Below are 12629 nucleotides of genomic sequence, written 5' to 3'. Positions count from 1 at the left end.
ATTGATCATGCTGGCCGACGTTATGCTGCCCCTGAGGCTGACATTCCGGCTGTGGCTGAGGTTCTGGCCACAGCTTTTTGCCGTCCTGCTGCTCGGGGTCATTGCATCGCATGTGCTGATGCAACTGGCCGTCGACGCTGCCTACATCAATCACTATGCGGGACTGGCCGTGCTGACGCTGGTGGCCCTTGCACAACTTGTGACAACTGTTTCCATGATCCAGATTGTCCGGCCCGGTCTGCCGGCATTGAACGCGGCACAAGAGAACGTCGCGGCAGCGGACCCGGACGATGACACGCGCCGGGGATTTTCGGGACTGGCCGCCATGGTCTCGGTCGCGCTCATCCCGTTCTTTGCCTACTACGCCGCCTGGGGCTTTCTGGGCAATACGGTGCGGCAGTATTCCCGCGCCGCGCTCGACCAGATGCCCTTCGGCGAAAGCGGCGGCAATGTGCTTGATGTGCTGGATTCGAAATGGCTGCTTCTGTCCGTTGCCATCTCCTGGGTCATCCGCAAGCTGGCAAAAACCATGAAGGAGAAGACCGGCCGTTCCATCTGGCAGATCATCATGGTGGTGTGCGAGACCAACTGGGTCTTCATCGGCCTCTACATCATCAGCCGCTGGAAGGACAGCTGGATGAAAGCCCTGAGCGAGGGCAATCTCTGGACCTACGCCAAATCCCTGCTTGCCGGTCTGCCGGAGCCGGTCGCATCGGCCCATGCCGCAGCACTGATACCCGTCGAGCAGGTTCCCGAAGCGTTCGGCACCGTTGCCATCGGCCTGTTCTTCCATGCGCTGTTACCGGTGATCTGGCTTGTGATGGTGGCCCTGGTCTATGGCTACGACGTGCGCGACGAAAAAGAAATTCTGCATCTGCACCGCCGCGCCGAACAGTTCGGCGAGCGTTACAAATCGATCCCGAAATTCCTGCGCGACTTCGTGGAACATTTCATTGGCGGCTACCGCTCGCGTTACCTGCCCATCGCCAACGGCGTCAAGCTGACCCTCAACGCCGGACTGCTGCTCATCCTCACGCTGATCCTCGGATATCGTTTCATCGAGTGGGCCGCCGCCTGGATGTGGCTGGGCACCGCACGGCTGATCGGCCCGCATGCGCTGGACGTCTGGCAAGCCCTTTCCAATGGCGTCAGCTTCCTGTTCGGCAGCCCCCTGCAGGACTCCTCCACCGGGATACTGGTCGAACCGCTGCGCATCTGCTTTCTTGCCGCAATTATGGAAACGGCATTCTCGATGCGGCGCAATCCGCAGCCAGCAGAGGCGGAACCGGTCGCTGCCGGCAGCTAGCCAGCTATTGCGGACGGGCAAAGCGCAGATAATAGGGCCGCTCGCTGCGCATGCCGATGGTCGGTCTCAGCTCCCCAACGACATTGGCGGGAACAAGATAGGTCTCCTCGACCACCCGCCGCATGCCCCGGCTGACCCCGGCAAAGATAGTGGAGGTGCAGGTTTCTATCCCCTCGGCGGGACGCGGCAGGCCGGGCACCGATGCCGGCGACCAGGATCGCCCGGTTGCGTCCACAAGCCTGATCGAACACATCAGCCAGAGGTTTTTCAGGTCCGGATCGCCAATTTCGACGATGAAACGCGCGATGACCGGAACGGCGTTTTTCGGCAACGCCCCCGGTTTCATGCCCTCGGTGACCGTACGCAGCTCGATAAACTGCCAGTCGCTGCCGCCGTAGCGGGCACTCTGGCCAGCCGCGACGTCAATCGGCACGACATTGTTGCTTTTTCCCATTTCCTTGACATCGCCGTACGACACGACGAACAGCGCAAGAGGAATGAGCAGCACCAGCGTCCACAGGCTGCGCCGGCGCCAGCGGCGTTCCGAAAGATCCGGCGTCTCGTCAAGCGCGAGGGTCATGCGATCAGTTCCCTGAAACAGGCACGGGTTTTGCAAGGTCATAGCTGTCCGCTATCAGCGGTTGGCCATCGTTGAACTTTCTGAAATCATCGATGGCGATGCGTGCCTCGGAATCGAGCCGTGGCGCCATCCGGCTGGAAAGCGTGAACATTGCCCCATTCACTTGATCCGGCAGGATTTCGAAGACAAAACGAACTTTCCTCGGCATGCCCGGATCAAGCAGCGGCGGCATCTGGCTGCTCAGGGTGCCGACCCGATCGGTCTTTTCGTAATGCAGGCCCGTAGGGCCCACCCACGTCGCTGCAGCAACCGTTGCCGATGCAGTCGTTGCCGCCAATTCCGCCGTCGCCACAGCCCAAAGGCCCGATGTCGTTAGCGTCTTGCGCTGCCCGTACTGCGTGAACGCCAATTCGCGGGCAAAATCCACCTGCTCCAACCGGAGGTCGACCAGCCGGGTATGAACCGTTTCATGCATCTTGCCATAGGCGGGGATGGGACCGGTCAAATCCTCGTAATGCGGCTTTGTCTGCTGCATGGCATACAGCACAATGACGGCAAGACAGACCACCAGAATATTGCCGAGCGGGCGCATCAGCCCTGTCCTCCGGCAAGGGCCAGACTGGCCTTGGCCGCCGTGTATGGGTTGAACCATCCGGGCATGCCGTACAAATTATCGCGTGGTTTGAACTTCTCTGCCTCGACGCTGAAATCTATCCGGCCTTCGGGTATCGCAGCCGCCGGCATCAGCCAGACATAGGCCATTTTTTCCGGCAGACCCGGCTGGAGCGACGGCATCAGTGCGTCATCCCGCGCAAGATAGATCATCGGTTTTTCCGCCTTTGCCCCAATCGCGGGGGGCAGATGGACTGTGCTGTAGTAGCTTTTGTCCGACCGCGTTGTCCGGTTTGTCAGCTCGACCTCAAGCACCAGCGCCTTCTGATCCGCCTTCGGCACCAGACCATGGATTTTCTGATCCGTCACCCAGGCTTTCAGGGGCTTGATGCGCCACTTGCCGGCATCAAGCGACTGTCCGGGAAGAATTTGGCTGATGGTAGCCTGCGGTTGGGCTTCGAACACCCCGAGGGCCACGGCCACGACGAGCGCGGCAAAGGTGCCGAGGCCAGCGGTTATCCAGGCGCGTGCCTTGCTGGAGAGATTGCGCACATAGGACCACATCGGGCGATCTTCCTCCGATCAGCGCCATAGCACGCGCTGAATTCTGAGTCGCATTCCGTGGAACCATGCAACGGTTGCGCGCTGCATGGCAAGTCCTGACCGCGTGAGGCGGTTTAGCGCGAGGCAGCCATGGGCAGATAGCTATGAACCAGATCGACAACCTGCTGGTCGCGCGCTCTTGCCGTGTCGCCGCCCATCACCACCGCAACGAGCTTGCGGCCATTGTCATTCACCGATGTGACGATGTTGAAGCCGGAGGCCCGGACATAGCCTGTCTTGATGCCATCTGCACCGTTGAGCTTTGCCAGGACGCGGTTGTGGCCTTCCACCAGCCTGCCGTTGAACATGAAGTCATGCAGCGAAAAATAGTAATATTGCTGCGGGAAATGCCGGCGCAGCGCCATGCCGAGCAGCGCCATATCGCGGGCGGTGGTGACCTGCATGGGATCGGGGAGACCCGAGGCATTGTTGAACGTCGTGCCCTTCATGCCGAGCTGCCGGGCCTTGGCCGTCATCAATGCGGCGAACTGCGGTTCAGAGCCGCCAATGGCTTCGGCAAGCGCAACGGCAACGTCATTGGCCGACTTGACCACGATCGCCTTGATCGCCGTATCCACATCAATCGACTGACCGGGCCGGAAGCCGAGCTTGCTCGGCGCCTGGGAAGCGGCGTGGGCGGAAACGGGAATGACCGTGTTCTTGGTAAGACGGCCGGATTCCAGCGCTTCGAACGTCAGATACAATGTCATCATCTTGGTCAGCGATGCCGGGATGCGCGGAAGATCGGCGCTGGCCTGGTAAAGCACCGCACCGGTACTGCCATCGACGACAATCGAGGCGGACTTTTCCGTGATGGAAGCGGGCACGGTCGTTGCAACCGGCTGCAGCGCCGATGTGGTCGTGCAACCGCTCGCCACGCCAACAACCAGAACAAACAATGCCACACATTTTGACATCAACGACAGAGGGTAAAAAACACGCGGCACGTTCATTTTGAGCGGTCTGATTTCCAAAGGTGGAGATGAATGGTTCTAGCGCATCATTGTTAATAATCCGCTGCTCTGCCACCCTGTTAGCGGATTTCCGCCGCCAGACCAAGCTGCGGCGTGACGGCAAATGGTCGCCGGGCCCTCAGGCGGTCAGGACGACCTTGACACTGCGCGATCTGTCCAGCGCCACGGCGAAGGCTTCGGGGGCCTCTTCAAGCGTGAATTCACCCGTGACAAGCCGCAACACGCCGATTTCTCCGGAGACGATCAGTTCAACGGCTTCGTAGAATTCTTCGCCGAAACGGAACGTGCCTTTCAGGTCGAGTTCCCGCGCCATCACCGCATTGGCGGGCACCGGAATAGACCCGCCGGGCAGGTTGCCGACCTGCACAACCGTACCGCCGCGCCGCACGGTGCGGATGGCCGAGGCAAGGCCAGCGGCCGTTCCGGAAATTTCAAAGCCGACATCGAACGGCGTCGCGACGGCCAGTTTGGCAAGCTTGTCCTCGCCTTCCGATAGGTCGAACACCCGGTCGGCACCCAGTTCAAGCGCGAATTTCAGCGGAGCGGCGGCGAGATCGACCATCGCGACGGATTCCGCCCCGGCATGTTTCAGCGCCAGAAGGGTGAGAAGCCCGATCGGACCCGCACCGAATATGATGGCCGAATGCCCTTTGACATGTCCGGCCCGGCGAACGGCGTGCAGGCATACCGCAAGCGGTTCGGCCAGCGCCGCCGCCTGAAACGGGAAATCCCTGGGCACCTTTACGCATTGCGCCGGCGTTGCATCAAAAAAGCTGGCAAAGCCGCCCTGCATGTGCGGCGTCTTCGATGCCGACCCCATGAAATAAATATTCTCGCACAGGTTGGCGCGGCCCTCGTGACAGTAGGCACAGGTGCCGCACCAGCGCGACGGGTTGACCGCGACACGGTCGCCAACACTGAGCCCCGTGACTTCAGACCCCAGTTGCATCACCTCCCCCGCCACTTCGTGACCGAGAATCAGCGGCGATGTCACGACGAAATCGCCGGTCCTCGCATGACGGAAATAGTGCATGTCCGAGCCGCAAATGCCGCCTGCGCCGAAGCGGATGCGCACCATATTGGGCTTCAACGCGGAGAGCGTGTGTTCCGCCATACGCAAATCCTCCGGGCCGAAAAGGGTGGCAGCGATTGTCTTCATGTGATCCGTCCCGAAATGGCGATAACGGCGATCGTATCGAGAAAATGGTGGACAAACAACACGCGCGGATTGATCGGGACCGGGAGCATCCGCAGGGGGCCGCAAGGGGCTGGGGAGCGTCCAAAAATCGCCCTGCAGACCTGTGGAAACGGCATTTGTTACAGAGTGTTGCGGAAAGTGATTGCCTGGGAAGCCGCCGAACAGGCTATGAGAAGAGATTAACAGGCCGTAAACGGTCGCTCAGAACTGGTGGACAATGGTTTCAAACATTCGATTGCTGCGCCCGCTCGCCTGCCTCGGTCTGGTACTGAGCCTGGCAGCCTGCACCACGGCCAACCCGACATTGCCGACCAGCACAGCGTCGATTCCTGTTCCTGAGACTGCACCCCGCACCACCGCGCTGACCGTGACCGGCGCGCCTGTACAGATGGCCTATGCCGGCCCCGCAGCCAACCCGGCCGCCCTCGCAACCGCCAATGCCACGGCGCAGGCTGCCCCGGCCGAGACAGCTAAAATTGCCGCACCGGCAAAGACAGAGACCTACGGCCCGCGGGTCGACAATCTGATTTCACAATATTCTGCCGCCTATGCGGTGCCGGAAGCGCTGGTGCGCCGTGTTGTCCACCGCGAAAGCCGTGGCCGTCCGGAAGCCCGCAACGGCAAGTATTGGGGCTTGATGCAGATTCTGCCGTCCACGGCGCGCGCCATGGGGCACAACGGCACGCCAAAGGACCTGCTCGATGCGGAAACCAACCTCAAATACGGCGTGAAATACCTGGCCGGCGCCTACAAGGTTGCCGACCGCAATTTTGACCGCGCTGTTCGCCTCTATGCCAGCGGTTACTATTACCAGGCCAAGCGCAAGGGCATGCTGGATGAAACCGGCCTGAAGGGCGGCACCACACCTGTCCAGTCCACACAGATTGCTTCGCTGCCCATGGCGCCTGTGCCGGCAATCAGCCAGCCGGCCGCGACTGTGCAGACGGTGGCCTATGCGCCGGACCCGGCTCCCGTGCGTCCCGGCTTTATCGCCATTCCGGCTGATCGCCCTTACGGACTATAAACCCCACTTATCAACGCCTAGTTGAATAATGAGCCGATTCATGGCGTTGTGTGCTCAATCTGGAGCACACACATGGGTCTTTCCATCATTCTGTCGATCTTCGCACTGGTTGTAGCGGCCACGGCGCGTCAGCAAGTAACCGCGCTGCGCAAGCAGGTCGAAGAATTGCGACGGCAGATTGCGGAAAGAACGCAACCGGCACCGGTAGCCAGCGATACCGCAAAACCGATTCGCCGCTTCCGGGCCGACGAGGCCTTGACGGAGGCACCGGCACGCGCAGTCCCCCCGGCCGAGCCCGTGGGAACACCGATACCGGCCATGGCGGCATCCGCGCGGCTGGACCCGAAAAAGGTCGCGCAAATCATGTCTGGCAAGCCGTCGGCAACGCCTGTCACCGTCCGCGCAACACCGGCACCATCCATACCGGCAGCCCGGCCAAAGAAGTCCTACGGCGATTTCGAGCGGTCGCTTGGCCGCAACTGGCCCGTGTGGATCGGCGGCGTGGCGCTGTTCCTTGGCGGTATCTTCGTCGTCCAGTATTCCATCGAGAACGAACTGCTCGGCCCCGGCATCCGGCTCTGCCTTGGTGCGATTTTCGGCCTGCTGCTTCTGGGCGCGGGTGAATATCTGCGCCGCAAGGAAAAGCCGCTCGGCCTGTCCGTCGAGGGCCCGGACTATATCCCGGGTGTTCTCACCGCCGCGGGATCAGCGGCTCTCTTTGCCGTCGTCTATGCCGCCCATGGCATTTACGGCTTTATCGGCAGTTCGACCGCCTTTCTCGCATTGGGCGCCGTCGGCCTTGCCACCCTTGCCCTCGCTATCAAACACGGTCCGTGGATTGCCGGCCTCGGCCTTATCGGCTCCTACCTGACACCGGCCCTGGTCAATGCACAGGCACCGGCACCCTACAGCTTCATGACCTATCTGTCGGTCGTCACGCTCGTCGCGGTTGTCCTCGCCCGGGCGAAGGCATGGCCGTTGATCGGCGGCGCGGCGATACTTCTCGCGGCGCTCTGGGGGGCGGCCTATACCGGGTTCGACCCAATGCCGAATGGCGAGGCCCTTGGCTTGTTGACGGTCAGCCTACTGGCCCTCTCCATCTTCAGCCATCTGAAGCCGGGCGGCTACACCCTGTTCGACCGCACCGAGGAGCCGTGGTACGATCCTATCACCATAGCGGGTGCCGCTGGTGCGGTTCTTCTCGGTCTTGGCTATGTCTCGCACGATCTTTTCGGACTGGCATCGTCGCGCTATCTGGTCCTGGCAACACTGATTATTGCCGTGTCGGCATTGGCACCGCTCCTGATACGCCGGGCCCTGCCCTTCCTTGTTCCAGCCGCCCTCATCGCGCTTGTTCCGCTCTCCCTCGCGGATATGCATCATCTGCTGGACAGCGGCTATAACGGTTCGGGATTGTCACTCTACGATCCGGCGAAATATCGCAGCTTTGCCATTGTCATCGCACTTGCCTTCACCGCCATCGGTGTTCTCGCCGCAACGGTGCTTGCGCGGCTGCCTGACATCGTGCGCGGCCTTGCCTATGCGGCGCTGGGAACCGCCATTCCCTTCGTGATGATCACAGTGATGCTCTATATCTTCGGCAATACACCGGCCGCAACCGAAGAAATACTCACCGTCGGGCTCGCAATCACCGGCTTCGGCGCTGCGACATGGTTGACGCGCCTGTGGAAGGACGATGTGAAGCCGGCATCCCCGGCCTGGCTGTTTGACGCCGCATCCATCGGTTTCGCTGTGCTCGCCCTTTTCGTGGTGTTCGACCCGCAATGGCGTGTTCTGGCCGCCTGCGCCCTGTCGGTTGTCTATGCCTTCGCCACACGGACCCGCCTTGCACCGGTGCTGCGCTTTGCGCCTGCGGTGTTTGCCGTTGTCATCCTCGGGCATATCCTCTTCGATCCGACGATCGTCGGCAGCGACCGCCTGTCGACCACGCCGTTCTTCAACCAGCTCCTGCTCAATTACGGCGGCTTCTTCGCGGCCATGATCGTTGCGCAGCTCGTGCTGGCCAAAGGGATCAAGGACACCGCCTACCGGCTTGCACAGGCCCTTGCCGTGCTGGCAGGCTTCGTTCTCGTCAATATCCTCGTCCGCCACTGGATGAACGGTGGCACGCTCGACAGCGGCGGCGATGTAACGTTGAGCGAGCAGTCACTCTACACGCTCATCGCACTCGGCGGATCATTGACGCTGATGATGCTGAGCCGGGGCGGCCAGGACTGGCTCTACCGCATCGCCGCGCTCATTGTCGGTTACATCGGCATCCTTGTGGCCGTGACGCAGCATTTCATTCTCCTCAATCCGCTGTTTGACGGCTCGGTCGGCGGCGGTCTGATCTTCAACAGCCTGTTCATGGGCTACCTGCTGCCGGGCCTTCTGGCGGCCCTCGTGGCGCTCAACGCCTTCGGCGAACCGCAGATAAAGCTGTTCGGCCTGCCGCTGGTCATGGCGCAGGCCAACCGCCCCCGGCACTACGCCATGGCCTTGGCGATCCTGTCCGGCCTCATGCTGTTCACATGGGTGACGCTCACCATCCGGGTGTTCTTCTGGGGCAGCAGCATTCATCTGTGGAAGGGCGTGGACTCGATGGAAATGTTCACCTATTCGGCCGTCTGGCTGCTGTTCGGCCTTGGCCTCTTCGGATTGGGCGCGTGGCGGCAGAACAGGCCATTGCGCCTGATCTCGGCTCCGATCGTGTTCCTTGTGATCGCCAAGGTCTTCCTGCTCGACATGTCGAACCTTGAAGGCATCCTGCGGGCCCTCTCCTTCATCGGATTGGGTCTGTCACTGGTTGGCGTCGGCCTGTTCTACCAGCGCATTCTCAATGCGGGGGCGGCGGCTACGCCGCCCACCAGCGATGAAAATGGTGCACCGGGCCGCGCCCCTGACCCACATTGAGCCCGTCAGCGGCCGCCATGGCTGCCGTCAGATAGGCTTTCGCCTCGCCGATTGCCGCCGGCAGATCAAGACCCTTGGCCAGCCCGCTGGCAATCGCCGCCGCCAGGGTGCAGCCCGTGCCATGGTCATGGGTAGTGGCGAGCCGCGGTCCGTCGAAGCGCGTGACAGACGCACCGTCGAACAGAAGGTCGGTACTGAGGCTTGTGTGCCCGTGACCACCCTTGATCAGCACCGCTGCCGGGCCAAGCTTCAGCAGCAGCTCCGCCTGCCGTGCCATCTCCCGTTCGGTTTCCGCTACGGGGGTGCCGGTCAGCAATGCGGCTTCCGGCAGGTTGGGCGTGAGCACAAGTGCCAGCGGCAGGAGCTGTTGGCGCAGCGCCTCCACCGCCTCCGGCTGCAAAAGCCGATCGCCCGATGTTGCCACCATCACCGGATCGACGACCGCCTTGCGCTGCCAGCGGTTCAAGGCTTCCGCGATGGTGTCAATGGTTTCGACCGTGGAAACCATACCGATCTTTATGGCCCCGACCGCTATATCCGAGAGAACGGCATCGATCTGGGCGCGGATGATAGCCGGGCTCAGGTTCTCAATGGCGGTAACGCCGCGCGTGTTCTGTGCGGTGATCGCGGTCAGCACGCTCGTGCCATAGACACCGAGCGCCGAGAACGTCTTGATGTCGGCCTGGATACCGGCGCCACCGCCGCTGTCGGAACCGGCAATGGTCAGGGCAATGGCGGTCATGCGGTTGCCCTCAATGCCTCGTCGACGGCATCGCGAAGCACCTGTGCGGCGGCGCGCGGATCCGCCTGACGGAAGATCGCCGAAATCACCGCAACCCCATCGGCACCCGCGCGAATAGCCGGCGGGACCCGGCCGAGATCGATGCCCGCGATGGCGCCGACCGGCAGATCGGGCTTTGCCGCGCGGATGATGGCTGCCAGCCGGGCAAACCCGTCAAAACCGATCGGGCCGTCGGGATTGTGCTTGGCAGGGGTTTCGAACAGGCCGCCCACGCAGGCATAGTCGATGGCAGAGCTTATGGCCACCTGCGCATCGGCTTCATTCTTCACCGTCAGGCCGATGATTGCATCGGGGCCAAGCAGCGTGCGGGCGTCGGCGACCAGCATGTCCTCGCGCCCCACATGCACACCCTCGACACCCGCCACCAGCGCGACGTCGATGCGGTCATTCACAAGCAGGGGGATGCCTGTGCCGTGCAGGGCCGCATGGATGGCACGGGCGCGCTCCACCATCTTGCGCGTCGGCGAATTCTTGTCGCGATACTGGATGATTGTGGCCCCGCCCCGCGCGGCCTGCAAAGCCAGGGCACCCAGATCGGCATCACCGCCGATGGCATCGACATCGACAATGGCATTCAGGCGGAAATCTACTTTTGGCATGGTCTTTTTCTCCGAATAAATCGTTTCACTGCAGTTCAACGGCGAGGTCATCCACCTTGGGCACCGATTTGATCAGCCCCGCCTCGTGCATGAACACGCCGAGCCGTTCATAACGGCTGCGGTCGAGGGCGGCGGGACGCTTGGCAAAACGCGGCAATGTATCGATCCATGCCTGCCGGTTCAGCGCATTGTCGAGATCGGGATAGGCCTTGACGAACAGCGACCAGGACTCATCGGGATGGTTGGTCAGATAGATCGCGCCCTTTTCCACGGCGCCGATGAAACGTTTCAAACGGTCGTCTTTCGCCAGATCGGGATGCGTCAGGAAGATCAGCTCGTCATAGACGGGAACACCATGCTCCTCGGGAAAGAATGCCGTTCCCTTGTGACCTTCCTGCGCCATCTGCGTCAGCTCGAAATTGCGGTAGCCGCCCACCGTGGCATCCACCTGATTGGCGATCAACGATGCCGACAGGGCGAAGTTGACATTGATCAGCTCGACATCTCCCGTCTTCAGGCCTTCGGATTTCAGCATCGCGCCAAGCATGGCATCCTCAAAACCAGCCACGGAGAACCCGACTTTTTTGCCCTTCAGGTCCTTCAGGCTCTTGATCGGACCATCGGCGAGGACGGTCACCGTGTTGAGCGGCGTCTCCACCAGGGTGCCGAAACGAACCAGCGGCAGGCCTTCGTCATGGCTGAGATAGAGGTTGGGCTGGTAGCCGATGGCGATGTCCGCCTGCTTGGCCGCCACGAGGCGCGGCGGCGCTGCCGGATCGGCCGGCGGGATCAGATCCACGTCCAGTCCGGCTTCGCTGAAGAAGCCCTTTTCGCGGGCAACAACCAGCGGTGCATGGTCGGGGTTGACGAACCATTCCAGCAGGACAGACAGCTTGTCTGCCGCCGCGGCGGGAGATGCGAGGAGAGACAAGGCGGCCAACAGTATGATGGCGGGGGCAAACGCGCGGCGGCGAAACATGGGCATTCCTTTATCAACGGGACGGGAAAACGGGGCGGTCATGATGCCTGCACCCAGGGCGTGAGACGTGCGGCGAAGGCATCGACGAGGAAACGCAGAACGATGGTCAGAACGGCGAGGATGATGAGGGCGGCAAACAGCGTATCGGTCTGCATGCGGGCATTGGCCTGCAGCATGACGAAGCCAAGTCCGCGCGAGGCACCGACCCATTCGCCGATCACCGCGCCAATGGGGGCAAAGACCGCCGCAACACGCAGGCCCGAACCGAGGCCGGGCAAGGCGCTGGGCACACGGATGAGGAACAGCGTCGCCAGCGGCGAAGCCTGTGTCAGGGCGGCGGCATCCAGCAGGTCCTGACTGGTCCGGCGCAGTGCATCGGCAAAGGACGAGGCGACGGGGAAGAAGATGATCAGGCTGGCCATGACGACCTTGGACGCGAGGCCGAAGCCGAACCAGAGAACCAGCAGCGGCGCAATGGCAAAGACCGGAAGCGCCTGCAGGACCAGCAGGAGAGGCCAGACGATCTGGCCGAAACCCGGCAGGCCAGCCACCAGAAGCGCAACAAGGATTCCGGCCATGGCACCGAAGAACAGCCCGAGCACGATTTCAAGCACCGTGATGGCGGCGTTGCTCAGGAGATAATGCTGCTGCTCGACCAGGGCGGCAATGACAGAACCGGGGCCGGGCAGGATGAAGCGCGGCGGCTGCAGCATCCAGACAGCGAGCTGCCAGCAAGCAAGCACAGCCAGCAGGGCTCCGGCGATGCGGACGAGCATGCGCATGGCGGGCCGTCACAAACTCGGCGATTGGTGGTTCAGCGAAAACGGCATCTGCAGGACTCCATCAAACGTGTGGAGATCCGGATATGTGCGAAGACAAGGCAGAGTGCGTGAAGAATGCTCAATTCCCGTTCCTACGCCGGCATAACCCGGATCAGGTTCAAGGGTCCAGCTCGACGCTATCTCAGCACTGTACAGTGCCCCCCTCGGAATGAAGTCATGATGGAGCGGCGGGGGCTTAAAGTCAATCGCGCCGCCTT

The 12629-nt window shown here is 62.0% G+C and carries 12 protein-coding genes and 1 riboswitch; of the genes, 3 read left to right on the top strand and 9 right to left on the bottom strand.

The genetic code is table 11. The features are described 5' to 3' along the window. Positions 1-7: 7 nt before the first annotated feature. Entirely contained in the window at positions 8-1306 is a 1299-nt protein-coding gene (locus ACZ5FP_RS04545) for a hypothetical protein (protein ID WP_464662399.1), read from the top strand. A gap of 4 nt (positions 1307-1310) precedes the next feature. Here the strand turns inward: ACZ5FP_RS04545 and ACZ5FP_RS04540 are convergent, their stop codons facing one another. From ACZ5FP_RS04540 to ACZ5FP_RS04520, 5 genes are all read right to left on the bottom strand, one after another. Next, positions 1311-1886 carry a hypothetical protein gene (locus ACZ5FP_RS04540; RefSeq protein ID WP_464662397.1) on the bottom strand — a complete coding sequence of 192 codons (576 nt, stop codon included), beginning with the start codon at positions 1884-1886 and terminating at the stop codon, positions 1311-1313. A 4-nt stretch (positions 1887-1890) separates the two neighbouring features. Further along, positions 1891-2478, bottom strand: a complete 588-nt coding sequence (locus ACZ5FP_RS04535) for a hypothetical protein (protein ID WP_464662396.1) — start codon at positions 2476-2478, stop codon at positions 1891-1893. Continuing rightward, the gene (locus ACZ5FP_RS04530) at positions 2478-3062 is read right to left on the bottom strand and encodes a hypothetical protein (protein WP_464662394.1); all 585 of its coding nucleotides are present in this window, start codon (positions 3060-3062) and stop codon (positions 2478-2480) included. The genes ACZ5FP_RS04535 and ACZ5FP_RS04530 overlap by 1 nt, the downstream gene beginning before the upstream one ends. A gap of 113 nt (positions 3063-3175) precedes the next feature. Beyond that, complete coding sequence (locus tag ACZ5FP_RS04525; protein ID WP_223612191.1) at positions 3176-4054, bottom strand: D-alanyl-D-alanine carboxypeptidase family protein; 879 nt, start codon at positions 4052-4054, stop codon at positions 3176-3178. Between the two features lie 139 nt (positions 4055-4193). Further along, complete coding sequence (locus tag ACZ5FP_RS04520) at positions 4194-5234, bottom strand: L-idonate 5-dehydrogenase (protein WP_464662392.1); 1041 nt, start codon at positions 5232-5234, stop codon at positions 4194-4196. A gap of 256 nt (positions 5235-5490) precedes the next feature. On the opposite strand from ACZ5FP_RS04520, the gene ACZ5FP_RS04515 reads away from it, so the two are divergent. After that, the gene (locus ACZ5FP_RS04515) at positions 5491-6297 is read left to right on the top strand and encodes a transglycosylase SLT domain-containing protein (protein WP_464662391.1); all 807 of its coding nucleotides are present in this window, start codon (positions 5491-5493) and stop codon (positions 6295-6297) included. A 72-nt stretch (positions 6298-6369) separates the two neighbouring features. Next, positions 6370-9210: a DUF2339 domain-containing protein gene (locus tag ACZ5FP_RS04510; protein WP_464662389.1), complete on the top strand. Its 2841-nt coding sequence runs from the start codon at positions 6370-6372 to the stop codon at positions 9208-9210. On the opposite strand, the gene thiD is transcribed toward ACZ5FP_RS04510, so the two are convergent. Genes thiD through ACZ5FP_RS04490 form a run of 4 tightly spaced genes read right to left on the bottom strand, consistent with a single transcriptional unit; the run spans position 9152 to position 12372 of the window. After that, a complete protein-coding gene (gene thiD / locus ACZ5FP_RS04505; protein ID WP_464662387.1) occupies positions 9152-9952 on the bottom strand; it encodes a bifunctional hydroxymethylpyrimidine kinase/phosphomethylpyrimidine kinase in 801 nt (266 codons plus the stop codon). The two genes, ACZ5FP_RS04510 and thiD, sit on opposite strands and share 59 nt — an antisense overlap. Then, a complete protein-coding gene (gene thiE, locus ACZ5FP_RS04500; protein WP_464662385.1) occupies positions 9949-10611 on the bottom strand; it encodes a thiamine phosphate synthase in 663 nt (220 codons plus the stop codon). The genes thiD and thiE overlap by 4 nt, the downstream gene beginning before the upstream one ends. A gap of 25 nt (positions 10612-10636) precedes the next feature. Then, on the bottom strand, positions 10637-11590 hold the full coding sequence (locus tag ACZ5FP_RS04495) for an ABC transporter substrate-binding protein (RefSeq protein WP_464662383.1): 954 nt from the start codon (positions 11588-11590) through the stop codon (positions 10637-10639). A 38-nt stretch (positions 11591-11628) separates the two neighbouring features. Then, complete coding sequence (locus ACZ5FP_RS04490; RefSeq protein ID WP_464662381.1) at positions 11629-12372, bottom strand: ABC transporter permease; 744 nt, start codon at positions 12370-12372, stop codon at positions 11629-11631. Between the two features lie 111 nt (positions 12373-12483). After that, a riboswitch (TPP riboswitch) is annotated at positions 12484-12586 on the bottom strand. Positions 12587-12629 lie beyond the last annotated feature (43 nt).

This window comes from Phyllobacterium sp. T2-21 (assembly GCF_055378485.1).
The sequence above is the reverse complement of the archived record's forward strand: the minus strand, read 5'-3'. Positions and strand labels throughout refer to the sequence as shown.

Bases quoted from the DNA above. Each gene is read 5' to 3' on its own strand.
- ACZ5FP_RS04515 (WP_464662391.1), top strand. From the start codon at position 5,491: ATGGTTTCAAACATTCGATTGCTGCGCCCGCTCGCCTGCCTCGGTCTG.
- thiD (WP_464662387.1), bottom strand. From the start codon at position 9,952: ATGACCGCCATTGCCCTGACCATTGCCGGTTCCGACAGCGGCGGTGGC.
- thiE (WP_464662385.1), bottom strand. From the start codon at position 10,611: ATGCCAAAAGTAGATTTCCGCCTGAATGCCATTGTCGATGTCGATGCC.
- ACZ5FP_RS04525 (WP_223612191.1), bottom strand. From the start codon at position 4,054: ATGAACGTGCCGCGTGTTTTTTACCCTCTGTCGTTGATGTCAAAATGT.
- ACZ5FP_RS04530 (WP_464662394.1), bottom strand. From the start codon at position 3,062: ATGTGGTCCTATGTGCGCAATCTCTCCAGCAAGGCACGCGCCTGGATA.
- ACZ5FP_RS04495 (WP_464662383.1), bottom strand. From the start codon at position 11,590: ATGTTTCGCCGCCGCGCGTTTGCCCCCGCCATCATACTGTTGGCCGCC.
- ACZ5FP_RS04545 (WP_464662399.1), top strand. From the start codon at position 8: ATGCTGGCCGACGTTATGCTGCCCCTGAGGCTGACATTCCGGCTGTGG.
- ACZ5FP_RS04535 (WP_464662396.1), bottom strand. From the start codon at position 2,478: ATGCGCCCGCTCGGCAATATTCTGGTGGTCTGTCTTGCCGTCATTGTG.
- ACZ5FP_RS04520 (WP_464662392.1), bottom strand. From the start codon at position 5,234: ATGAAGACAATCGCTGCCACCCTTTTCGGCCCGGAGGATTTGCGTATG.
- ACZ5FP_RS04510 (WP_464662389.1), top strand. From the start codon at position 6,370: ATGGGTCTTTCCATCATTCTGTCGATCTTCGCACTGGTTGTAGCGGCC.
- ACZ5FP_RS04490 (WP_464662381.1), bottom strand. From the start codon at position 12,372: ATGCGCATGCTCGTCCGCATCGCCGGAGCCCTGCTGGCTGTGCTTGCT.
- ACZ5FP_RS04540 (WP_464662397.1), bottom strand. From the start codon at position 1,886: ATGACCCTCGCGCTTGACGAGACGCCGGATCTTTCGGAACGCCGCTGG.